At 73.4% G+C, this 22,596-nt stretch carries 21 protein-coding genes; 8 read left to right on the forward strand and 13 right to left on the reverse strand.

Annotation, left to right across the window (positions count from 1 at the left end; translation table 11 throughout):
* Positions 1 to 190: 190 nt before the first annotated feature.
* On the forward strand, positions 191 to 799 hold the full coding sequence (locus AB0L00_RS35185) for a TetR/AcrR family transcriptional regulator (RefSeq protein WP_364441588.1): 609 nt from the start codon (positions 191 to 193) through the stop codon (positions 797 to 799).
* Positions 800 to 939: 140 nt separating this feature from the next.
* Here the strand turns inward: AB0L00_RS35185 and AB0L00_RS35190 are convergent, their stop codons facing one another.
* From AB0L00_RS35190 to AB0L00_RS35200, 3 genes are all read right to left on the reverse strand, one after another.
* Positions 940 to 1,356, reverse strand: coding sequence for a MerR family transcriptional regulator (locus tag AB0L00_RS35190; RefSeq protein ID WP_364441590.1), 417 nt, complete (start codon positions 1,354 to 1,356; stop codon positions 940 to 942).
* A 168-nt stretch (positions 1,357 to 1,524) separates the two neighbouring features.
* A complete protein-coding gene (locus AB0L00_RS35195; protein WP_364441591.1) occupies positions 1,525 to 1,956 on the reverse strand; it encodes a VOC family protein in 432 nt (143 codons plus the stop codon).
* Between the two features lie 58 nt (positions 1,957 to 2,014).
* Positions 2,015 to 2,347, reverse strand: coding sequence for a metalloregulator ArsR/SmtB family transcription factor (locus tag AB0L00_RS35200; RefSeq protein ID WP_364441592.1), 333 nt, complete (start codon positions 2,345 to 2,347; stop codon positions 2,015 to 2,017).
* A gap of 83 nt (positions 2,348 to 2,430) precedes the next feature.
* Between AB0L00_RS35200 and AB0L00_RS35205 the strand changes: the two genes are divergently transcribed.
* Positions 2,431 to 3,714, forward strand: a complete 1,284-nt coding sequence (locus AB0L00_RS35205) for an MFS transporter (RefSeq protein ID WP_364441593.1) — start codon at positions 2,431 to 2,433, stop codon at positions 3,712 to 3,714.
* Positions 3,715 to 3,784: 70 nt separating this feature from the next.
* Here the strand turns inward: AB0L00_RS35205 and AB0L00_RS35210 are convergent, their stop codons facing one another.
* The 3 genes from AB0L00_RS35210 to glgA form a co-directional block, all read right to left on the reverse strand.
* Positions 3,785 to 4,084 carry a hypothetical protein gene (locus tag AB0L00_RS35210; protein ID WP_364441595.1) on the reverse strand — a complete coding sequence of 100 codons (300 nt, stop codon included), beginning with the start codon at positions 4,082 to 4,084 and terminating at the stop codon, positions 3,785 to 3,787.
* Between the two features lie 84 nt (positions 4,085 to 4,168).
* Positions 4,169 to 5,047, reverse strand: coding sequence for a helix-turn-helix domain-containing protein (locus tag AB0L00_RS35215; protein ID WP_364441596.1), 879 nt, complete (start codon positions 5,045 to 5,047; stop codon positions 4,169 to 4,171).
* A 134-nt stretch (positions 5,048 to 5,181) separates the two neighbouring features.
* Positions 5,182 to 6,363 (reverse strand): glycogen synthase, encoded by a 1,182-nt coding sequence (gene glgA, locus AB0L00_RS35220; protein ID WP_364441597.1) that lies wholly within the window; start codon positions 6,361 to 6,363, stop codon positions 5,182 to 5,184.
* Positions 6,364 to 6,434: 71 nt separating this feature from the next.
* On the opposite strand from glgA, the gene glgC reads away from it, so the two are divergent.
* Positions 6,435 to 7,670: a glucose-1-phosphate adenylyltransferase gene (gene glgC / locus AB0L00_RS35225; RefSeq protein WP_364441598.1), complete on the forward strand. Its 1,236-nt coding sequence runs from the start codon at positions 6,435 to 6,437 to the stop codon at positions 7,668 to 7,670.
* Position 7,671: 1 nt separating this feature from the next.
* Here the strand turns inward: glgC and AB0L00_RS35230 are convergent, their stop codons facing one another.
* The 4 genes from AB0L00_RS35230 to AB0L00_RS35245 form a co-directional block, all read right to left on the reverse strand.
* A complete protein-coding gene (locus AB0L00_RS35230) occupies positions 7,672 to 8,304 on the reverse strand; it encodes an FMN reductase (protein ID WP_364441600.1) in 633 nt (210 codons plus the stop codon).
* Between the two features lie 123 nt (positions 8,305 to 8,427).
* Entirely contained in the window at positions 8,428 to 9,528 is a 1,101-nt protein-coding gene (locus tag AB0L00_RS35235) for an LLM class flavin-dependent oxidoreductase (RefSeq protein ID WP_364441601.1), read from the reverse strand.
* A 79-nt stretch (positions 9,529 to 9,607) separates the two neighbouring features.
* A complete protein-coding gene (locus AB0L00_RS35240; protein WP_364441602.1) occupies positions 9,608 to 10,045 on the reverse strand; it encodes a helix-turn-helix domain-containing protein in 438 nt (145 codons plus the stop codon).
* An 80-nt stretch (positions 10,046 to 10,125) separates the two neighbouring features.
* Positions 10,126 to 10,599, reverse strand: coding sequence for a pyridoxamine 5'-phosphate oxidase family protein (locus AB0L00_RS35245; protein WP_364441603.1), 474 nt, complete (start codon positions 10,597 to 10,599; stop codon positions 10,126 to 10,128).
* 135 nt (positions 10,600 to 10,734) lie between these two features.
* On the opposite strand from AB0L00_RS35245, the gene AB0L00_RS35250 reads away from it, so the two are divergent.
* The gene (locus tag AB0L00_RS35250) at positions 10,735 to 13,527 is read left to right on the forward strand and encodes a LuxR C-terminal-related transcriptional regulator (protein WP_364441604.1); all 2,793 of its coding nucleotides are present in this window, start codon (positions 10,735 to 10,737) and stop codon (positions 13,525 to 13,527) included.
* Between the two features lie 103 nt (positions 13,528 to 13,630).
* On the opposite strand, the gene AB0L00_RS35255 is transcribed toward AB0L00_RS35250, so the two are convergent.
* A complete protein-coding gene (locus AB0L00_RS35255) occupies positions 13,631 to 14,083 on the reverse strand; it encodes a DUF1801 domain-containing protein (protein ID WP_364441606.1) in 453 nt (150 codons plus the stop codon).
* Positions 14,084 to 14,340: 257 nt separating this feature from the next.
* On the opposite strand from AB0L00_RS35255, the gene AB0L00_RS35260 reads away from it, so the two are divergent.
* The 4 genes from AB0L00_RS35260 (at position 14,341) to AB0L00_RS35275 (ending at position 20,237) form a co-directional block, all read left to right on the forward strand.
* A complete protein-coding gene (locus tag AB0L00_RS35260; protein WP_364399770.1) occupies positions 14,341 to 15,534 on the forward strand; it encodes a thiolase family protein in 1,194 nt (397 codons plus the stop codon).
* A gap of 115 nt (positions 15,535 to 15,649) precedes the next feature.
* Complete coding sequence (locus tag AB0L00_RS35265; RefSeq protein ID WP_364441607.1) at positions 15,650 to 16,483, forward strand: pentapeptide repeat-containing protein; 834 nt, start codon at positions 15,650 to 15,652, stop codon at positions 16,481 to 16,483.
* A gap of 169 nt (positions 16,484 to 16,652) precedes the next feature.
* Positions 16,653 to 19,355: an AAA family ATPase gene (locus AB0L00_RS35270; RefSeq protein WP_364441609.1), complete on the forward strand. Its 2,703-nt coding sequence runs from the start codon at positions 16,653 to 16,655 to the stop codon at positions 19,353 to 19,355.
* Positions 19,356 to 19,358: 3 nt separating this feature from the next.
* On the forward strand, positions 19,359 to 20,237 hold the full coding sequence (locus tag AB0L00_RS35275) for an alpha/beta fold hydrolase (RefSeq protein WP_364441610.1): 879 nt from the start codon (positions 19,359 to 19,361) through the stop codon (positions 20,235 to 20,237).
* Between the two features lie 35 nt (positions 20,238 to 20,272).
* Here the strand turns inward: AB0L00_RS35275 and AB0L00_RS35280 are convergent, their stop codons facing one another.
* Positions 20,273 to 21,493, reverse strand: a complete 1,221-nt coding sequence (locus AB0L00_RS35280) for an acyl-CoA dehydrogenase (protein WP_364441611.1) — start codon at positions 21,491 to 21,493, stop codon at positions 20,273 to 20,275.
* 19 nt (positions 21,494 to 21,512) lie between these two features.
* Positions 21,513 to 22,595 carry a methyltransferase gene (locus AB0L00_RS35285; RefSeq protein ID WP_364441612.1) on the reverse strand — a complete coding sequence of 361 codons (1,083 nt, stop codon included), beginning with the start codon at positions 22,593 to 22,595 and terminating at the stop codon, positions 21,513 to 21,515.
* Between the last annotated feature and the right edge of the window lies 1 nt (position 22,596).

Here is a 22,596-nt window from a genome sequence, read left to right on the forward strand (position 1 = left end):
GCCCCAGGTGGACGGTCGCGCTCGGCGGCAGCCGCCCGTCCTGGCCGAGATGGCCGACGTCGCCGTCGGCCCGAAGATTCTACTAGTGCGACAAATGCTGCATTAAGATACTGCCACGACGCCGCCCCACCGAGCAACCGGACTACCAGCGATGACTCCCTCAGCGCCACGACCGGAGGACACCCGGCCCGTGCCACCGACCCGACGCCGCCCCGGCGGCCGGACCGCCCGTATCCGTACGCAGGTGCTCGACGCGGTCCTCGCGGAACTCGGCGAGCACGGTTATGACGGGCTCACCATGGACGCCGTCGCCGCCCGCGCCGGCGTGCACCGCGCGACGGTGTACCGGCGCTGGGGAGACGTCGGCGGCCTGCTCGCCGACGTCCTCGACGCGGCGAGCGACGACGACTGGCAGCCCCCGGACACCGGTTCGCTGGAAGGCGACCTGGCGGCGCTGAACCATGAGATCCAGGCGGCCATGACCGCCCAGCCGCCGATCATGGCGGCCCTGATCGCCGCCTCGTTCCGCTCCGAGAAGGCCGACCACGCCCAACGGAGGCTCTGGGAGGACCGGTACGCCCGCTGCGAGGACATCGTCGGCCGGGCCGTCCAGCGCGGCGAACTCCCGCCGCGTACCGACGCCCGGCGACTGCTCATCGCCGCCACCGCGCCCCTGTACCACCACCTGGTGCTTCTCCGCACGCCATCCGACCCGGACCTGCCCGGCCAGGCGGCCAGGACCGCCGCCCTCGCCGCGTCCGCCGGCGCCTTCGCCGAGCCCCCGGCCGGCGACACCTGAAGGGCCCGGCCCACCCCACGGCCGAGCGGGAACAACCGCACCTGCCGATCGCCGAGTGCGTGTGCCGGCGGCCCGGCGGGCGGCCTCGGGCTACGCGTGCGGGTCGGGGCGGACGGCGACGGCGCGTGCCAGGATCTGGATCAGTGTCCGCTCGAGGCCGGCCGGCAGGGAGCGGCCCGGTCGGCGAGGATGTCCTCGTAGACGCCGACCTTGTAGTTCACCAGGTCCAGGCACCGGGTCAGGTCGCCGATCTGGGCGCTGACCCGCTCCCCATGCGCGCGCAGGAGCGCCAGGCGCTCCTCCTCGTTGCCGTCCCCTTCGCGGACGAGTTCGGTGTAGCGGCGGATCGCCGGCAGCGGCATGCCGGAGGCCCGCAGGATGATGCACACGGTCAGCCACTCGACGTCGTTCTCGCTGTAGAACCGGCGGCCGGCCGGGTCGCGCCGCACCGGGTCGACCAATACGCCCTCACGCTCGTAGAAGCGCAGCGCGTGCACGCTCAGGCCCGTTCGCTCGGCGACCTGCCCGATGCTCAGCAGGGATGCGGAATCCGGCATGCCGCCCAGCGTAGGCCTCCGTCCTCACCCGTCGCCCGTCGAGAGCTCCAGCGCATGGCCGGGCGGCAACTCGGCGGTGGACGTCCAGGCGGGCAAGAGCTACTGAATCCACTGAACACACCGGAGGCCGACCGCCGCGGGCACCGCCGCGGTTTCGCGGCACGGGGCTCAGACGGCGAAGACCTGCGCGTCGTCGGCGAAGGCCTTGAACTCCAGCGCGTTGCCCGCCGGGTCCAGCAGGAACATCGTCCACTGCTCGCCCGGCAGGCCCTCGAACCGCAGGTAGGGCTCGATGACGAACGTGGTGCCCGCCGCACGGAACCGCTCGGCGAGCCGGTGGAACTCCGGGATGGTCAGGATCAGGCCGAAGTGCGGCACGGGGACGTCATGGCCGTCGACCGGGTTGTGCACGCGCTCGGCTCGGCACGGTGCCAGGTGGGTGACGAACTGGTGGCCGTGCAGGTTCCAGTCGATCCAGGTGTCGGCGCTGCGGCCCTGCGCGCAGCCGATGACCTCGCCGTAGAAGACGCGGGCGGCGTCCAGGTCGTCGACGGGCATGGCCAGGTGGAACCGCGGGATCGGGGAGTCGAGCGTGGACACGGCGGGGTCGTCCTTCCGTTGGCGGCAGCGGGCGACACTGTAATGGGCGGTCAGAAGGTCATTCGCCGGTGGGGGCCGCACGCAGGACGGCGGCGAGGAGGCCGGGGAACCGCTGCTCCAGGTCGTCGCGGCGCAGGCTGACGTAGCGCTGCCGGCCGTGCGGGTCGTTGCGGACGACGCCGGCCTCGCGCAGCGTCTTCAGGTGGTGGGACAGGGTCGACTTGGGGAGGTCGCCGCCGGTGGGCTGGCAGGCCGCGACCTCCAGAGGCCCCTCGGCGAGGCGGCGGGTGATCTCCAGGCGCGCCGGATCGCTGAGCGCGAACAGCACGTCCGTCAGGACGAAGTCCGCGGCGTCGGGATGGGCGAGCTCACGTGTCGATCCGGGCTGCATGGTTCGATAATAGTTGAACAATCGACCGGGCCGGAGTAGCCTCCAATGGTTCGAGAATCTTAGAACTATTGGAGGAGCACCGCATGCCCACAGTGGACGACCGCGTCGCGCCCGCGGCGGCCCGTACGGTTCGGCGCCTGCCGCGCCCGGCCGGCTTCTGGTTGCTCGGCGCGACCCTGCTGGTCTTCATGGGCGCCGCGAGCGCCCCGTCCCCGATGTACGTCGTCTACCAGCACCGATGGGGGTTCTCGGCGACCACCCTCACGGAGATCTTCGCCGTCTACGCCCTCGCCCTGCTGATCGCGTTGCTGACCGTCGGCGGGCTCTCGGACTTCCTCGGCCGCCGGCCCGTCCTGATCGCCGCACTGCTGGCCGAGGCCGCCGCCATGGTCCTGTTCCTGACCGCCGGCGACGTCGGGACGCTCCTGGCGGCGCGCACCGTGCAGGGCCTGGCGACCGGCGCCGCGACCGGCGCCATCAGCGCCGGCCTGGTCGACCTGCAGCCCGGCGCCCGGTCGGGGTCGCTGGTCAACAGCGTGGCGCCCGCCCTGGGCCTGGCCGCCGGCGCGCTGGGCAGCGGATCGCTGGTGGAGTACGCCCCCGCCCCTACGACGCTGGTCTTCGCGGGGCTCACCGCGGCGTTCGTGATCCTGGCGGCCGTGATGGCGTTCCTGCCGGACCTGGTCACCGCGCGCCCCGGCGCGCTGGCCTCCCTGCGGCCCCGGGCGGCGGTTCCCGTCCCGGCCCGCGCGGCCTTCCTGGCGACCGCGCCCTGCCTGGTGGCGACCTGGGCGATCTGCGGCCTGTACCTGTCCCTGGGCGGGTCGCTGACGGCCGGCGTCCTGCACATCGGCAACCACCTGGTCGGCGGGCTCGTCGTCACCACCCTCACCGGAGCGGGCGCCATGGCCTCGGTGCTCGTCCGCGACCGGGCGCCGCAGCGCGTCATGGCCGCCGGCTCGGCCGCGCTGGCCGCCGGAACCGCCGTGACGCTCCTGGCGCTGGCCATGGCCTCGACGCCCCTGTTCTTCATCGGCACGGCGATCGCCGGCTGCGGCTTCGGCAGCGCCTTCCTGGGGGCGTTCCGGTCCCTGGCGGCGCTGGCCGGCCCGGGGTGGCGGGCGGAGTTGTTCGCCTCGGTGTACGTGGTCAGCTACCTGGCCTTCAGCGTGCCCGCCGTCGTCGCGGGCGCGGCGGTGCCGTCGTTCGGCCTGCGGGCGACCGCCACCGCCTACGGCGCCGTCGTCATCGCACTGGCCCTCACCGCCGCGGTGTCCGGTGCCGTACGGTCCTGGGCCGCCCGCCCGGTGGCTGCCGCCCCGGCACCCGCCGCGCCCTGCCCGGTGGGCGACCGCGCCGCCGGGTGATTCGGCATGGCCTCAGGCGCGGAGACCGGGCGGGCGCCGAGGGGGACGCCCGCCCGTCACCGGACGGCGGTCAGATCACCCAGAGGTCGTAATTGGTCCAGGTGCTGCCGTAGCACTGGTACTTGGACCAGGAACGGTTGTTGATGCCGCGATTGCCGACCTCTATGCAGCTGCTGGCCCAGAAGTAGTTGTCGATGTAGCGCCAGCCGGGGCCCGGCGGGTCGCTGCAGGGGTGGTCGCACCGGTGGGCGACCGCCTCCCGGGTCGAGGCCGGCGCCGGTGTCGCACTCGCGGAAGGCGCGAGCGCGACACCGGCGGTGACCAGCGCGCCGCCGACGACGGCAGCCGCCATGAAGTTCGGTATCAGCATGGAGCGGACCCTTTCGTCCGGGGGAACTTCCACCTCGGACGCTAGGGGCGACCCTCTCTCCGGGTCTTGAACGAATGCGAAGCGTCAAAGATCGGATGCGTCGTGCGATCGGCGGAGAGTGATCGCGGCGGCGTGCTCGGCGCGCAGCCCGGTGGGCGTGCGGCCCGCGAGCCTGCGGAACTCCCGGCTGAGATGCGCCTGGTCCGCGTAGCCGCACACGGCGGCGACCCGCGCGGGTGCCGGGCTCGCGGACGCGGTGAGCAGGCGCGCGGCCCGCTCGAACCGCAGGAGGCGGGCGATGGTCTTGGGCGGCAGCCCGATCTGCTCGGCGAAGCGCATCTCCAGGCAGCGGCGGGTCACGCCGGTCTCCTCGGCCATCGTGGCGACGCTCGCCGCCCCGCCGGTGCGCCGCAGCAGCCGCCAGGCGCGTAGCACGGTGGGCGCCGGCTCCGGCCCGGCGCGAAACCAGGCGGGCAACAGGCGGTCCAGGAGCTCGAACCGCGTCGCCCAGTCGGGCGCCGCGTGGAGCCGTTCGGTGAGCCGCTCCGCGCGGGACCCCAGCAGGTCGGCCAGGTCGACGGTCGTGTTGCTCAGCTCTCGCATCGGCACGCCGAACAGCGCGTACGCCCCGGTCGGGGTGAGCTCGACGGCCATCCCCCGGTGGTGGCTGCGCTGTTCGAACAGGACCGGCCGGTCGTGCAGGCCGGTGACGTGCGAGGCCTGGACGCGCAGGGGCCGATCCTGGGCGGCGACCAGCCGCACCGAGGCGGCGAAGTCGAGGAACAGCGTGACCCCGCAGGTCGCCACGGCGCGCCCCCGCAGCGGCCGGGCGGCGTCGACGCGGAGACCGGCGTACCCGGCGACGTACGGGCGCAGCACGGGTGCCGGCCGCGCCGCCACCATCCGCGGCCCGGACCCCGGGTCCGGGCATTCCAGAATGACTCCCCCGATGCCATTCACCATCGACCGTCCTTCCGCGGGGAACCTGGCCAGTCTCCCCGGCGGACCCCCGCCCGCGGATCCGGGTAATCCCGTATCCGCGTCCATTCCGCGGCCCCGCAGGACCCGCGCCACGCCGCGGGGGCGGACGGCCGGCGTCAGGTGAGGGAGGCGTACAGGTCGTGCGTGCGGCGGGCGATCTGGGACCAGGAGAAGTGCTCGATCGCGCGGCGGCGGCCCGCCTTGCCCATCGAGGCGGCGCGCTCGGGGTCGGCGAGCAGCGCGTTCACGCGCTCGGCGAGGTCGGCGGCGAAGCGGTCGGGATCCACGGGTGTGCCGGTGCCGTCGGCGGCCTGCTCGATCGGGACGAGCAGGCCCGTCTCGCCGTCGGCGACGACCTCGGGGATGCCGCCGGTCGCGGTGGCGACGACGGCCGCTTCGCAGGCCATGGCCTCCAGGTTGACGATGCCCATCGGCTCGTACACCGACGGGCAGACGAACACGGTCGCGTGGCTGAGGATCTGCACGACCTCGGGGCGGGGCAGCATCTTCTTGATCCACACGATCCCGCCGCGCTCGCGGCGCAGTTCGTCGACGAGCGCTTCGACCTCTGCGGAGATCTCCGGGGTGTCGGGCGCGCCGGCGCACAGCACGAGCTGGGCGGACGGGTCGAGGGACCGGGCGGCCCGCAGCAGATAGGGCAGCCCCTTCTGGCGGGTGATGCGCCCCACGAACACCACGGAGGGGCGCCGCGGGTCGATGCCGTGGCGGGTGAGCACGTCGGTGCCGGGGTCCGGGGCGTACTCGTCGGTGTCGATGCCGTTGTGCAGGACGGTGACGCGGTCGGGGTCGACCTCGGGATAGCAGGTGAGCACGTCGCGGCGCATGCCCTCGGAGACGGCGACGATCGCGTCGGCCGCCAGGATCGCGGTGCGCTCGGCCCAGGAGGAGATCGCGTAGCCGCCGCCGAGCTGCTCGGCCTTCCAGGGCCGCAGGGGCTCGAGGCTGTGGGTGGTGACCACGTGCGGGACGCCGTGCAGGAGCTTGGCGACGTGACCGGCGAGGTTCGCGTACCAGGTGTGGCTGTGCACCAGGTCCGCTCCCCCGGCGCCGGCGGCCATCTCCAGGTCGACGCCGAGCGTCTGCAGGGCCGGGTTGGCCGCCTCGAGCGCCGCCGGGACGCGGTAGCCGGTCACGCCGGGCTCGGCCCGGTCGCCGTCGAAGCAGTGGACCCGCAGGTCGCACAGCCGGCGCAGCTCCCGGGCCAGGTGCTCGACGTGGACGCCGGCTCCCCCGTAGACGTCCGGCGGGTATTCACGGGTGAGCAGGTCGACGCGCATGCCCGGCAGCGTAGTGCCAAATGTGCCCCCTCGTCCTGTTTCAACGCTGGTAGGAGGGCTAAGGTCTGGCCATGGCGAGACCTCATGTCCTGGCGATGGTGCTGGCGGGCGGGGAGGGCAAGCGGCTGATGCCGCTGACGGCCGACCGGGCCAAGCCGGCGGTGCCCTTCGGCGGAATGTACCGGCTGATCGACTTCGTCCTGTCCAACCTGGCGAACGCCGGCTATCTCAAGATCGTTGTGCTGACGCAGTACAAGAGTCACAGCCTGGACCGGCACGTCTCCCGCACCTGGCGGATGTCGACGCTCCTGGGCAACTACGTCACGCCGGTGCCGGCCCAGCAGCGCCTCGGGCCCCGGTGGTTCGCCGGCTCGGCCGACGCGATCCTGCAGAACCTCAACCTGATCGAGGACGAGCGGCCCGACCACGTCATCGTCTTCGGCGCCGACCACATCTACCGCATGGACCCGCGGCAGATGGTGGACCAGCACATCCAGTCCGGCGCCGGGGTCACCATCGCCGCGATCCGCCAGCCGCTGTCCCTCGCCGACCAGTTCGGGGTGATCGAGACCGGTCCCGACGGCGTCAGCGTCTCGGCGTTCCGGGAGAAGCCCAAGGACGCCGTGGGCCTGCCCGACGCGCCCGACCAGGTGTACGCCTCCATGGGCAACTACGTCTTCGACACCGAGGTCCTCGTCGACGTGGTCAAGGAGGACGCCGCCGACCTGTCGAGCAAGCACGACGTCGGCGGGAACATCATCCCCAAGCTCGTCAAGGCCGGCCGCGCGCAGGTCTACGACTTCGCCGACAACCAGGTGCCCGGCTCCACCGACCGGGACCGCGGGTACTGGCGCGACGTGGGGACCCTGGACGCCTTCTACGAGGCGCACATGGACCTCATCTCGATCCACCCCGTGTTCAACCTCTACAACCACGAATGGCCGATCTACACCGGACACGACCCGCTGCCGCCGGCCAAGTTCGTGTTCAACGAGGAGGGTCGGCGCGGGTACGCCGTCGACTCGATGGTCTCCCCCGGCGTCATCCTCGCCGGCGGGGTGGCCGAGCGCTCCATCCTGTCGCCCCGCGTCCTCGTCGACGCCGGAGCCACCGTCCAGGACTCGGTCCTGATGGACTGTGTCCGGGTCGGGCGCGGCGCCGTCGTACGGGGCGCCATCATCGACAAGAACGTCGTCATCCCCGACGGCGCCCGCATCGGCGTCGACGAGGACTACGACCGGCAGCACTTCACCGTGACGGCGAGCGGCGTACGGGTCCTGGGCAAGAACCAGGTCGTGCCCGGCTGACTCACTCCGGGCGCAGCGCGGCGAGCTGCTCCGCGAACGGCACCACCGACTCGGCCGGCGCGGCCGCGGGCGGGCGGTCGCGCATCAGCGCGGCCAGCTCGTCCGCCGCGCGGTCGATCCGGGCCGCCAGGTCGCCGGCGCCGGCGTCCCCGCCGGAGCCCCAGTCCTCCGGTGCCGCGTATACCGCGGTGGGGGCCACGATCGCCCGCAGGTAGGTGAACAGCGGCCGCAGCGCGTGTTCGAGGGCGAGGGAGTGCCGGGCGGTGCCGCCGGTCGCGGCGATCAGGACGGGGCGTCCGGCGAGGGCGGTGTTGTCGATGACGTCGAAGAACGACTTGAACAGCCCGCTGTAGGAGGCCGAGAAGATCGGGCTGACCACGATGAGGCCGTCCGCGCCGGTCACCGCCTCGATCGCCGTGCGCAGCCGGGTGCCGGGGAAGCCGGTGACCAGACCGTTCGCGATGTCGGTGGCCAGGTCGCGCAGCTCGATCACGGTGACCTCGATCGGGCGCCCGTCCGCGGTCAGGCGCTCGCGGGTGGCCGCGGCGAGGCGGTCGGCCAGCAGGCGGGACGAGGAGGGGGTGCCCAGTCCGGCGGAGACGGCGACCAGACGCAGCGGACCGCTCACGCTCATGCGGCCTCCTTCGTCGGCGGAGTGACCAGAGGCACTGCGTTCATGAATCGCTCGCTCCGCTCGCTCATGCGGCCTCCTTCGTCAGCGGGGCGACCAGAGGCACTGCGTTCGTGAATCGCTCGCTCATCGGGCGGTCTCCGCCGGGGTCTCGGTGCCGCGGGCGGCCAGGAGTGAGGCGTGGGTGGGCGCGTCGGGGACCTCGGCCGGCCGGTTCACCGCGAACTCCTTGCGCAGCACCGGGATGACCTCCTCACCGAGCAGGTCGAGCTGCTCCAGGACCGTCTTGAGCGGCAGCCCGGCGTGGTCGACGAGGAACAGCTGGCGCTGGTAGTCCCCGAAGTGCTCGCGGAAGGTCAGGGTCTTCTCGATGACCTGCTGCGGGCTGCCGACGGTCAGCGGCGTCTCGGCCGTGAACTCCTCCAGCGACGGGCCGTGCCCGTACACGGGGGCGTTGTCGAAGTAGGGACGGAACTCCCGTACGGCGTCCTGGGAGTTCTTCCGCATGAACACCTGCCCGCCCAGGCCGACGACCGCCTGCTCGGGCGTGCCGTGGCCGTAGTGGGCGTAACGCTCCCGGTACAGGCTGATGAGCCGCTGGAAGTGCTCCTTGGGCCAGAAGATGTTGTTGGCGAAGAAGCCGTCGCCGTAGTAGGCGGCCTGTTCGGCGATCTCCGGGCTGCGGATCGAGCCGTGCCACACGAACGGCGGGACCCCGTCCAGCGGCCGGGGCGTGCTGGTGAACGCCTGCAGCGGGGTGCGGAAGCGGCCCTTCCAGTCGACCACGTCCTCGCGCCAGAGCCGGTGCAGCAGCGCGTAGTTCTCGATGGCCAGGGGGATTCCCTGGCGGATGTCCTGGCCGAACCACGGGTAGACGGGGCCGGTGTTGCCCCGGCCCAGCATCAGGTCGACGCGCCCGCCGGCCAGGTGCTGCAGCATCGCGAAGTCCTCGGCGATCTTCACCGGGTCGTTCGTGGTGATCAGCGTGGTCGCGGTCGACAGGATCAGCCGCTCGGTCCGTGCCGCGATGTAGCCCAGCATCGTCGTCGGGGACGAGGGCACGAACGGCGGGTTGTGGTGCTCGCCGGTGGCGAACACGTCCAGGCCGACCTCCTCGGCCTTCTGCGCGATCGTCACCATCGCCGTGATCCGCTCGTGCTCACTCGGCGTTCTGCCGGTGGTCGGATCGGGCGTGACGTCGCCGACCGTGAAGATCCCGAACTGCATGACGCGACCCTTCCCTGCTTATTGAAAATTCAACTATAGCGGGAAAATGCCACACCCCGATCACCGATTCCCGGCGCCGTCAGGGGACGGGGCCCAGGCGGACCGCGTGGACCTCCCCCTCCGTCACAGGCTCGCCGCAGTGCGCGCACACCGTCCGGGGGTGCAGGTCGGCCCCGCAGGAGTGCCGCCAGACCGTCGGCGGCGGTCCGTCGGTGACATAACGGTCGCCCCAGTCCATCAGGTTCAGCAGGATCGGCTGGAGCGCGCGGCCGGCCTCGGTGGGCACGTACTCATAGCGCGGAGGGTGCGCCTCGTACTGCTGCCTGGTCAGGACCCCGGCCTCCACCAGCGTCCGCAGCCGCGCGGCGAGGATGTCGCGGCTGGCGCCGGTGTTGCGGGCGATCTGGTCGAACCGCCGCTCCCCGAGCAGGATCTCCCGCAGGGCGAGCAGGCTCCACTTCTCGCCGATCACGGCCAGCGCGTTGGCGATCGAACACTGACGGCCGCGTACGGCCACGGGACTGCCCTCCTCGCTCGGCGCCGTCGGCGCACGGTCGGTCCTGAAACCCAACCTACCCCCGGGATCGCCGTGGAACGTCAGACCAGCCAGCGGCCTTCGCGCATCAGTTCACGGTCGGGCAGTTCGTTCACCTCGCGCCAGGCCTGAACGCGGCGCGGGGTGACGCGGAACCAGCGGTACGGAGTGGTCAGTGCACGCGGGTCGAAGTCTGTGTGTGCCGCGAACCGGTCGCCTCGCTCCTGCGGCAGCGCGTCGAGCTCGAGGACCTCGGCTTCGCCGTCGATCATGATCACGTCTCGGGTGTGGCCCAGTCCCAGCCGGACGGTCCGGGTCGTGGCCAGGTTCCTGCCGGTCGGGCTGTCCAGCGGGGTGGCCATCAGCAGTGCCCGGCCGTCCCAGTCGAAGGACAGCGGAACCAGGTACGGCGCGCCGTCCGCCGAGGCGGTGCCCACCCAGAGGTCGATGTCGTGGGCGAGCCGGTGCTCGGTGTCGCGGCGACGCTGAGCACGGGAGCGAGGGGCGACGTTCAAGGCGGAAGCAGAGCCGGTCATGGCCACTCCTGTCATCGAAGGTGACGATCGGCCCGGGGCGCCGTGTCGGGCCCGGGCACTGTGGTCACAGCCTCTCCCGGCCGGGGGCGGGCCGCCTCCGTGCCGACCACGGAATCCACCACTGATAATGAGCCGGTGTCCAGCCCAGTGATCTCGCCCCGGGAAGCCGAAGTGCTCGCGCTGCTCGGGGAGCACCTCAGCAACGCCGAGATCGCCGCCCGGCTGGTCCTCTCCGTACGCACCGTCGAATCACACGTCTCCTCGCTGCTGCGCAAGCTGCGGCTGCCGGATCGGCGGGCGCTCGCCCGGCACGCGGCCGAGCTCGCGCGGGCCGAGCAGTCGCGTTCGGCGCCCGCCCTGCCAGCGCCGTTGACGGCGTTCATCGGCCGGGTGCGAGAACGCGGGGAACTGGCCGAGGCGGTGCAGGCGCACCGGCTGGTGACCGTGGTCGGCCCGGGCGGGGTGGGCAAGACGCGTCTCGCGCTGGCGGTGGCGGCGGACGTGACCGGCGACTTCTCCGACGGGGTGTGGTTCGTCGACCTGGTCCCGGTCACCGAGCCGGGCCGGGTCGGGGCGGCGGTCGCGGCGGCTCTGGGCGTGGGCGAGCAACCCGGCCGCGGCATCGACGACGCGGTGCTGGCCGCGCTGGCGGATCGCCGGGCGCTGGTGATATTGGACAACTGCGAGCACGTGCGCGACGGGGTCGCGCCGTTCGTGGAGCGGCTGCTGGCGGCCTGTCCGCGGTCGCGGGTGCTCGTGACGAGCCGGGCCCGGCTGATGGTGCCGTTCGAGCGGCTCCTCCCGATCCCGCCGCTGTCGCGGGCCGGCGGCGACGAGTCCGAGGCGGTGGCCCTGTTCATGGACCGGGCGGCGGCGGTCGGCCGGCCTCCGGGTCCCGCGGTGAGCGAGGAGGTCGTGGCCATCTGCGAACGGCTCGGCGGCATGGCGCTGGCGATCGAGCTGGCGGCGGCGCGGTGGACCACCCTCGGCCTGGACGGCCTCACGACCGGCCTCTCCGACCAGTTGCGGATCCTCACCGGCGGACCCCGCGCCGACGACAGGCATCGGTCGGTGCGGGCGGTACTGGACTGGAGCCATGACCTGCTCGAGCCGTCGGATCAGGCGCTGCTGCGCCGGGTATCGGTGTTCGTCGCGCCGTTCACCGCGGAGGCGGCCGCCGAGGTCGCCGGGTTCGCCCCGCTGGATCCGGCCGCGGTCGTCGATGGGCTCGGCAGGCTCGCCGAGCAGAGCCTGCTCGCCGCGACACCGTCTGAGACCGGCACCCGGTACCACGCGCTGGAGACCATCCGCCAGTACGGCATGGAGCGGCTCGGCGACGCCGGCGAGCTGACGGGCGTCCGATCCCGGCATCTGGGTTGGTGCTCGGCCGGCGCGGCCGCCCTCATGGGAGCTCGAGGCACGGACTGGCGCGCCCGGTTCGACGCCGTGGCAGAGGACATGCGGGCCGCCCTCACCGGGGCCGCCGACCGGCCGGAGCAGCGCGCGGACGCCTACCGGCTCGCCGTGTCCATGGCCGAGCTGGCCTTCGCCCGCAACCTGCTCGGCGAGGCCCAGCAGCGGTTCGAGCAGGCGGCCCGGCTCGCCGACGCGGCGGCCGGTGCCACGGCACTGCGGCACGCCGCCGCGGTGGCCGGGTGCCGCAGCGTCGACGGCGACTCGTTCCGCCTGTACCGTGCCGCCGCGGCGGCCGCCCGCCGGGCCGGAGACACCGCCGGCGCCGGCCGCGACCTGGCGGCGGCCGCCACCGTCGCGTACCGCTTCTCCAGTTCGTTCACGCGGGTTCCCCACGTGGACGAGGTGACCGCCATCCTCGCGGAGGCGCGAGAGCTGTCCGGTGATGACCCGGCCGCCCGGGCGGCCGTCGCCCTGGCCGAGGCGGCGGTGGTCGCCGATGCCTTCGGCGCGGTCCAGGGAGACCCCGACAACACCGCGCAGGAGACGGTGGAGCGTGCCGAACACGCGGTCGAGCTCGCCCGGCGCGTAGGCGACCCGGTTGCCGAGTCCGCCGCCCTCGACGCGCTGTCCGGCGCGCAGAGCTGGGCCGGTGACGCCTTCGCCGCCGCGGCCGCCGCCCGGCGCCGGATCGACATCCTGGCCTCTGTACCGCCCACCCCGGCCGGTACGCACGAGCTGATGGACGCCCTCGCCATGGCCGCCGGAACCGCCGTCGGCCTGGGTGAACTGCCGCAAGCCCGCCGATGGGGCAGGCGGCTCGCCGACCATCCGTTGCTGGCCGAGGCGGGCCATCACGCCACGTCCTGGTTTCTGGTCGCGGAAGCGTTCACCGGCGATGTCGAGGAGGTACTCACCGGCAGCGTGAGGTTCCTCGACGCGTGGGAGCAGAGCGGTCGGCTGCGGTCGCGCTCTCTCGGCCCCGCCGCCGCGTCGGTCGCGATGATCCACGGCCTACGCGGCGACCACGACGCCCGTGCGGCCTGGCTGGCGATCGTCGACCAGGCCGGCCCCTCAGCGGACCACCGCCTGGGCTACGGCGCGGTCTTCGACGCCATGGTCCTGCTCCATCACGGGGACGCGAAGGCGGCGCTCGAGCGGGTCGCGCCGGAGCCGGATCAGGTGTGGAAGTGGGTCTGCTGGGTCTGGTTGCACTGGTACGCGGCGCTCCGCGCGGAGGCGGCGGTGCTCGCCGGGCACCCGGACGCCCGTGACCGCATCGGCGCCGCCCGGACCATGGTCGCCGGAAACCCGGTCGCCTCCGCCCAGGTGGACCGGGCGGAGGCGTTGCTCGACGGTGACCTGCCGCGGCAGCTCGCCGCCGCGGCGGCGTTCGACGCGGCCGGCTGCCGCTACCAGGCGGCACGCACGCTGGCGCTCGCGGGGGGCGAGCATGCCGCCGCCGGCGAGGCCGCGCTCGTGGGCCTCGGCCTCGCGCCCACCGCCGTCCGGTAGCCGCACCCGTGGCTCCCACGGCGAGCGGCGCGGGCCGGGACGTCAGCGGAACGATCCCCGTACCGCCGACCTGGCGCGCCCGGCCGTGCGCCGGGCACGCGGCTCAGCTCACCGCCTTCTTCACCAACTCGGCGATCCGTGCCTCCACCTCGGGGGTCAGCTCGGTAAGGGCGAACGCGACCGCCCACATCGAGCCCTCGTCCAGCGTCGCCAGGTCGCTGAATCCCAGCGTGGCGTAGCGCGTCTTGAACTTCTCCGCGGGCTGGAAGTGGCAGACGACCTTGCCGTCCAGCGCGTAGGCGGGCATGCCGTACCACAGCTTCGGCGCGAGAGCCGGGGCGTTGGCCGTGATGACGGCATGCACACGCTCGGCCATGACCCGGTCCGAGTCCTGCATCTCAGCGATCTTCGCGACCACGTCCCGCGCCGCCTCCGCCGCCTTGTCCGCCTTCGAACCAGCCCGCGCCGCCTTCTTCTGCTCCTGGGCGTGGTCCTTCATCGCGGCCCGCTCCTCGGCCGTGAACCCCTCGTACGTGCTGCTCTCGGTGGCGGCCACGGTCACTCCTTCAGTCATCGATCACGTTCGGTCATGGGTCGCGATCGGCCCGATGCGCCCTGCAGGGCTGATCGCTGTGGTCACACTCTGTCCCCTCAGGGGCGCGGGCCGCCTCCGTGCTCACCACGGAAATCACCACGGACCACGGAATCGGTGTCGGCTCCAGTTCGGGAGCGTGCCGCCGGAAGTAGGTTGTGAAATCCAACTCTGCACGATATACCGGTCGGTAGGTTCGGTTGCGAGTGAGGAGAGCTGGCATGAACGACGCGGTCATCGTCGATGCGGTCCGTACGCCGATCGGCAAGGGCAAGCCCGGTGGCGCCCTGTCGGGGATGCACCCCGTCGATCTGCACGCGCACGCGATCCGGTCGCTGCTGGAACGGACCGGGATCGACCCGGCCACCGTCGACGACGTGATCAGCGGGGCCGTCGGCCAGATCGGCGAGCAGAGCGCCAACACCGCGCGGTGGGCGGCGCTGGCGGCCGGGCTACCGGAGTCGGTGCCCGCCGTCACGGTGGACCGCCAGTGCGGCAGCAGCCAGCAGGCGATCCACTTCGCGGCCCAGGGCGTCATCAGCGGCGCCTACGACGTCGTGATCGCCTCCGGCGTCGAATCGATGAGTCGCGTGCCGATCGGCAGCCAGACCGCCGGCCGCGACTTCCTCGGGGCGGGCGTGGGCCGGCGCTATCCGGACGGTCTGGTGCCGCAGGGCGTCAGCGCGGAGCTGATCGCCCAGCGCTGGGGCCTTTCCCGGGAACGGCTGGACGCCTTCGCCGCCGAGAGCCACCACCGTGCCGCGAGGGCATGGGCGGACGGTCGCTTCGCCGCCGAGGTCTCCCCGGTGAAGGCCCCCTCGGCCGACGGCACGCCCGTGCAGGTCACCGAGGACCAGTCCGTACGGCCCGACACCTCGCCGCAGGTCCTGGCCGGTCTGCGGCCGGCGTTCCGGGCCGACGTCTGGGAGGAGCGGTTCCCGGAGATCGACTGGCGGATCACCGCGGGCAACTCCTCGCCCGTCAACGACGGTGCCGCCGCCGTGCTCATCACCAGCGGTGAGACGGCACGGCGGCTCGGGCTGCGGCCCCGGGCCCGCCTGCACACCTTCGCCGTGGTCGGCGACGACCCCCTGCTCATGCTCACCGGCATCATCCCCGCGACCCGCAAGGTCCTCGACCGCGCGGGACTGTCGCTGGAGGAGATCGACGCGTTCGAGGTCAACGAGGCCTTCACCAGCGTCGTGCTCGCCTGGCTCGCCGAGACCGGCGCCGACCCGGCCAAGGTCAACGTCAACGGCGGGGCGACCGCCCTGGGGCACCCGCTCGGAGCCAGCGGCGCACGACTGATGACCACGCTGCTGTCGGTCCTCGAACAGCGCGGCGGACGCTACGGCCTGCAGACGATGTGCGAGGCCGGCGGCCTCGCCAACGCGACCATCGTCGAGCGCCTCTGAACGGCAGGCGGCGCGGCGTCCGCCCTGGGGGCTCCGGCACGGTGCCCGGTCCCGGACAATGGGAGTCCGCGCCGGGCGCCGCGCCCGATGCCGAGCCGAACCAGGAGACCGCCCGTTGCCCCGCGACCGTCAGACCCTTCCCGTGACGCCGGTCCGCCCGGACCTGCGCGCCGACTGCGGCCGCTGCCAGGGACTGTGCTGCGTGGCGCTGCCGTTCGCGGCCTCCGCCGACTTCGCGATCGACAAGGACGCCGGGCGGCCCTGCCCGAACCTGCGCGGCGACTCCCGCTGCGGCATCCACGCCGACCTGCGGACCAAGGGCTTCTCCGGCTGTACCGTCTTCGACTGTTTCGGCGCCGGACAGCAGGTCTGCCAGGTCACCTTCGCCGGGCAGGACTGGCGGGAGTCCCCGGACACCGCCCGGCGGATGTTCGCGGTGTTCGCCGTCATGCGGCAGCTGCACGAGATCCTGTGGTACCTGACCGAGGCGCTCGCGCTGCCGGCCGCCCGCCCGGTGCACGGCGAGCTGCGCCGGGCGCTGGCCGACACCGAGCGCCTCACCCGCGCCGACGCGGCGGAGCTGGCGGACCTCGACGTCGCCGCGCACCGCGCCCGCGTCAACCCGCTCCTGCTGCGCACCAGCGAGCTCGTACGGGCCGGGGTGCCGAAGCGCGGCAAGAACCGCCGGGGCGCCGACCTCGTCGGCGCGCGCCTGCGCGGCGCGGATCTGCGCGGCGCCGACCTGCGCGGGTCCTGTCTCATCGCCGCGGACCTGCGGAACGCCGACCTGCGCATGGCCGACCTCATCGGCGCCGACCTGCGCGACGCCGATCTGCGGGGAGCAAACCTCACCGGCGCGATCTTCCTGACCCAGGCGCAGGTCAACGCGGCCCGCGGTGACGCCGCCACACGGCTGCCGCCCACGCTGACCCGCCCGGCGCACTGGTGACCCGGGCGGCCGCCCGTCACCGGACGTGTGCGGCCGGGTCCGTACGGGTCCGGAGCACCGGGTCTGATCGCCGTGCGGGTGGGCGGGAGCCGTGGGTGACCGTGGTGGGCACGGCTTGGCGGCGAGCAGGCGGCTGATGCGGCATGGAGGCCCCTTACAGTGGCTGTTCGTGCTTTACGGCAGATCAGCGGAGATCAACGCACTCGACGAGGTGATCGCACGGGCCCGCGACGGCTCCGGCGGCGCAGTGGCGTTGAAGGGCGAGGCAGGCGCGGGCAAGACCGCCCTGCTCGACGCGGCGGCCGCGCGAGGCGGCGGGATGCGCGTGCTACGGGCCACCGGCGTCGAATCCGAATTCGACCTCGCGTTCGCGGCGCTGCACCAGGTGCTGTGGCCGGTGACCGGCTCGCTCGACGCGCTGCCCGAACCGCAGCGGGACGCTCTGAGCACGGCCTTGGGGCTTTCCGCGGGAAGTGTCGGGGATCGGTTCCTGCTGGGGGCCGGCGTGCTCTCGCTGCTGGCCGAGGCCGCCGCGCCGAACGGGCTGATCTGCGTGGTCGACGACCTCCAGTGGGTCGACCGGGCCTCGGCCGACGCGTTGCTGTTCGCCGCCAGGCGGCTGGGGACGGAACGGATCGCGATGTTGTTCGCCGTGCGCGGGGACGTACCGGTCAAGGGCGTGCCGCTGACGGTCGACGTGCGCGGCCTGCCCGAGTCCGCAGCGGCCGAGCTGCTGGAGTCCCGCTGCGGTGCGCTGCCCGCCCCTGTGGCACGGGAGCTCGTCACGCTGACCCGCGCGAACCCGCTCGCACTGAGTGAGATCGCCGCCGGCCTGACGCCGGCGCAGCTCGCCGGGCGCGAACCGCTGCCCGACCCGTTGCCCGGTGGCGCCCGGCTCTTCGGCCATCGGGTGGCCGCGTTGTCCGCCCCTGCTCGGCTGGTCGCCCTGGTCGCCGCCGTGGAGACCGACCTCGACCCGGTCCTGCGCGCCACCGACCGGTTGCTGGCCGAGCAGGCGGTACGGCCCGGCGAGAACACGGGGGCCCGGGCCGGGCGGGTGGCGTTGGCCGAGCTGGAGGGGGCCGGGCTGGCCGAGGTGTCGGGCACGAGTGTGCGGTTCCGCCATCCGCTCATCCGATCCGCGGTGCATGAGGCGGCCGCTCCCGCCGACGTCCGTCGCGTGCACGCCATCCTGGCGCAGCTGACCGCGGATGACCGCCGCGCGTGGCACCTGGCCGGAGCCGCGCTGGGTCAGGACGAGCAGGTCGCCACCGCGCTGGTGGCCGCTGCGGAGCGGGCGCGCGACCGCGGCGGGTACGGCGCCGCCGCCACGGCCCTGGCCAGGGCCGCCGAGCTGACTCCCGAGCCGCGCGCCCGTGCCGCCCGCCTGAAGGACGCCGCCGCGGCGGCCTGGCTCGGCGGCCGCCCGGGACAGGCGGAGTCGCTGCTGGCAGAGGCGCGTGAACAGGCTGACGGGGACGCCACCCTGGCCATGGAGATCGCTCAGCTCCGGGGCCGGTTCGCGCTGAACTCGGGCAACGCCGCCGAGGCCGTCCGGACCCTTAAGGCAGGCGACAGCCTGGACATGCTGGCCGACGCCGTGGAGGCGGCCTCCTACGTCGGCGACACAGCGGCCGTCGTCGAGGTCGGCCGGAGGGCGGCGGCGCACCCCGAGGGCTTCCTGCGGGACACGGTGGCGGGGCTCGGCCTGACACTGGACGGTGACGCTGCCGGGCCGGGCCTGCTGCGGCGGGCGTTGGCACGGACCGGCGAGCTGGAGGACGCGGCGGAGTACCTGTGGGCGGCGGCCGCGGCCAGCGCTCTGGGCGAGTCGGATCTGGCCACCGAAATGGCCGGCCGGGCCGGACAGGTGGCCAGGGTGTCGGGAATGACCGGGCAGCTGCCCGTCGTGCTGGAATTCGTGGCGACCGCGGAGCGCATCGCCGGACGGCTGGCACGCAGCCAGGCCATCTCCGAGGAGGGCCTGGCGCTGGCCCGAGATGCCGGGTATGAGAACACGGTGGCCGCGCACCTGGCCAACCTGGCGGCGCTGGCGGCGCTGCGGGGCGAGGAGGAGACCTGCGAGCGGCAGGCCCGCGAGGCGCTGGCCATCGCCATCCCGCACCGGGTCGGATTGCGCGCGGGAGTGGCCGCGTACGCGCTGGCGCTGCTCGACCTGTGCCTGGGTCGCTACGCGGCGGCGCACGACCGTTTCACGGCCATCGCAGCGGCGGGACCGGGCGCCGGGCATCCGACCGTGGTGTGGCGGATGGCCCCTGACCGCGTCGAGGCCGCCGTGGGTGCGGGCGATGAGGCGGGCGCGCGTGCGGCGCTGGAGGCGTACGCGCGGTGGTCGGCGCACGCCGCGACGCCCGAGTCGCGCGCGCTGCTGGCCCGCTGCCGTGGCCTGGCCGGCTCGTCCGAGGACGCCTTCGGCGAGGCGCTGCGGCTGCACACCAACCCCTTCGAGGCGGCCAGGACGGCGCTGCTGCTGGGCGAGCGCCTGCGCCGCGGGCAGCGGCCGGGTGAGGCGCGGGCGCATCTGCGGATGGCGTGGGAGACGTTCGAGCAGGCGGGCGCCCGACCGTGGGCGCGGCGCGCACAGGACGAGTTGCGGGCGGCGGGTGAGAGCGGACAGGCACCGCCCGCGGCCACGCTCGACGCGCTGACCCCGCAGGAGTTGCGCATCGCGGGCCTGGTCGCCGACGGGTTGTCGAGCAAGCAGATCGCCGCCCGGCTCTTCCTGAGCCCGCGCACGGTCGAGTACCACCTGTACAAGATCTATCCGAAGCTGGGCATCGGCTCCCGTACGGATCTGGCGCGACTAGTAGTTCTACAGAAGGCGCCCGTAGCCGACGACGACATGCTGTGAGACATGCAGAACGTGACCATCTGGAGTGAGGAGTTCGGCGCCGAGACGGACGCGCCGATCCTGTTGATCATGGGCTCGATGTCGCAGGGCATTCTGTGGCCGGACGAGTTCGTCGGCCGCCTGACCGCCGGAGGCCGTCGGGTGATCCGGTACGACCACCGTGACACCGGAATGTCGGGCACCGTCGACTTCGCGGCGGAGCCGTACACCTGGGACGACATCAAGAACGACGTGTACCGCGTGATGGACGCCCACGGATTGGAGAGCGCGCACCTGGTCGGCCACTCGGCGGGCGGGCTACTCGGCCAGTTCGTCGCCGTGGAGCGGCCGGAGCGGGTGCGCTCGCTGACCGTCATCGCCTCCTCGCCGCTCGGCGGCGGTGAGGGCGAGGTGCTCGTGCGGGCCCTGATGGGGCAGCCGCAGCCCGAGGGGAGCCTGCCCGAGCCGACGCCGGAGTTCGTGGCCTTCTACCGCGCGCTGATGGCCGCTCCGCCACCGGAGGGCCGGCGCGCGCTGATCGACGGGATGATCGCCGAGCAGCGTCTGCTGCACGGCACCGGGCTGCCGTTCGACGAGGACGCGGCGCGCCGGCTGCAGGAGCGGATCTACGACCGGGCCCGTGACCTGTCGGCGGTGGCCAACCACCGGCTGGCCGCGATGGCCAAGCCGGACTTCGAGCCGGTGGGCGTGCTGCACCAGGTGAAGGCGCCCACACTGGTCATCGAGGGCAGCCACGAGCCGGCCAAGCCTGGTCATGGCGCGATCATCGCCGAGCGGATTCCGGCCGCGCGGCTGATGACCGTGGCGGGCATGGGGCACACGCTGCCGCCGGAGGCGCACGAGGAACTGGCCGCCGCCATCCTCGCGCACACGGCGGGGTGACCTGCTCACCACTGCGAGGTCGTCCGCCATCACGGTCAGATCAGTCCTTCGGCCGACAGCGGGTGCCTGGTCAGGACCTTGTCCACGCCCAGCCACAGCGCGCCCGCCATCTCCAGGATCTTGGGCTGACCCATGAGGTGCTGGGCGATCGTCGTCAGGTCACGCTGGTGACGCTCGATCGGGCAGCGCCGGTAGATCGAGGCGCTGCCCACGACGTCGGCCAGGAGCCGCACGGCGTCGCGACAGGTCCGGATCGTGTGCATGTGCGCGCCGACCAGTGCCGCCCGCAGGCGCAGGGACGGTTCACCGCCGGTCTCCAGGGTCGCCCACAGCTCGCCGAGGACGTCGTACTGGTAGCTGCGGGCCGCGCCGACCATCGCGTGGACCTGCGCGATGCCGGTGCGCACCCGCGGGTCCTCGCGCGCCGGGCGCATCTCCGGAACGAGCATCTTGTCGGCGAGGATCTGCTCGGCGGAGCGCAGCGCGGCGCGGGCGATGCCCAGCGGCACCCCGGGCAGGTTGGCGAAGAACATGCCCGGCCAGGCGTAGAGGGTCCCTGCGCGCGGGCGGCGGCGAAGGTCACCGAACCGGAAGGTCTGCTCGGCCGGGACGAAAGCGCCTTCGGTCGTGTAGTCGTGGCTGCCGCTGCCCGCCAGCCCGGTGGTGTGCCAGGTGTCGAGGATCTCGAACTCCCCGGCCGGCAGCATCGCGACGCGTACCTCCGGCCGGCCTTCCGTCAGCACCGGCGCGCCGTCCTCGAACACCAGCGCGCCGCCGATGATGACGTCGGCGTGCGCGCAGCCGCTCCCGAACTGCCAGCGGCCCTCCAGCCGGTAGCCGCCGGCCACTCGGTGCAGCCGCCCGGCCGGCACGATCCAGCCCGCGGTGATCATGTCGAGGTCGGGGTAGAGCCCGCGGGCGACGGCGTCCTCGAGCGGCGCCGTGTAGAAGCCGCCGTCCGAGCCGATCATGGCGCACCAGCCGGCCGCGCCGTCGGCCGCCGACAGCTCCTCGATGATCTCGGTCTGGGTGCGGATGTCGACCTCCGGCCCGGCCCACGCCCGCGGCATCGCCATGCGGAACACGCCCGTCGAGCGCAGTGCCTCCACCGCGCGCGGCGTGAGCCGGCGGCCGCGTTCGCTCGCCTCGGCCTCTTCGCGCAGGACCGAGGCGACCGCGCGGGCGTTCGCCAGGATCGTCGCGCCGTCCAGGACCGTGGTGTCCGTCGGGACCGTGGTGTCGGTCGGGAGCGTCAAGGGTCGATGCCTCCTACTCTCAGGCCGGGGTGGCTTCGATCACCCGGAAGTCGAAGCGGGGCAGGGCGGTCAGCCGGGCGATCTCGAACCCGGCGGCCTCCAGCAGCCGCCCGAACTCCCGCTCGGTGCGCTCCCGCCCGCCCGTGGCGACGAGCATGTGCAGGTCCAGCAGGAGGTCACGGGTCTCGGCGGGGTCGCCCGGGGTGACCTGCTCGGGAACGGCCCGCTCGATCACGAACAGGTGGCCGCCGGGCGGAACCGCGGCGCGGACGGTGCGGAGGATCGCCGTGGCGCGCTCGTCGTCCCAGTCGTGGAGGATCTGCTTGAGCAGGTACGCGTCGGCGCCGGCGGGCACCGAGACGAAGAAGTCGCCGCTCACCACCTGGCACCGCGACGCGACGCCGGCGGCCGCCAGCGTCGTGGCCGTGGCGCCCAGGCCGGTCGGCACGTCGAACACCACGCCCCGTACACCGGGATGGGCCCGCAGGACGTGGGAGATCAGGGTGCCGTCGCCGCCGCCGACGTCGACGACGGTGCCGAACCGGGACAGGTCGGCGGCGGCGAGGACGCCGGGCGCGGTGTCCCGGGTGTGCTCGGCCATGGCCCGGTTGAACGTCACCGCCTCCTCGGGCTCACGCGCGTAGTACTCGAGCCAGCTGACGCCGTGCGCCAGGTCCCAGGCCGGCTCTCCGGTGCGCACGCTGGGGACCAGCTCGTCCCAGCTCCGCCACACCGCCGGGCCGCACATCATCCGCACGAGGTCGCGGATGGAGTTCGGAGCGTCCTTGCGCAGTGGCCGCCCGAACTCGGTGAGCTCGAACCGGTCCATGCCGGTCTGGGTCACCAGTCCCAGCCCGGCCAGGGCCAGCAGCAGCCGCCGTAGGGAGGGCCCGTGCGCGCCGGTCAGCTCGGCCAGCTCGGCCGTGGTCCGCGACCGTTCGCCGAGCAGGTCGGCCAGGCCCAGCTCGGCCGCCGCGTAGACGGACTTGGCGGCCATGGCGTGCAGGACCATCTGCATGAGGCGGGCCGGCGCCGGTCGCGCGTTCGCGCCGGCGGCCGTGCCGGTGTCCCGGGCGTCGCCGACCCGATCCGTGGCGGGCACC

The sequence above is a fragment of the Actinoallomurus sp. NPDC052308 genome (assembly GCF_040679195.1).
Classification (GTDB): domain Bacteria; phylum Actinomycetota; class Actinomycetes; order Streptosporangiales; family Streptosporangiaceae; genus Actinoallomurus; species Actinoallomurus liliacearum.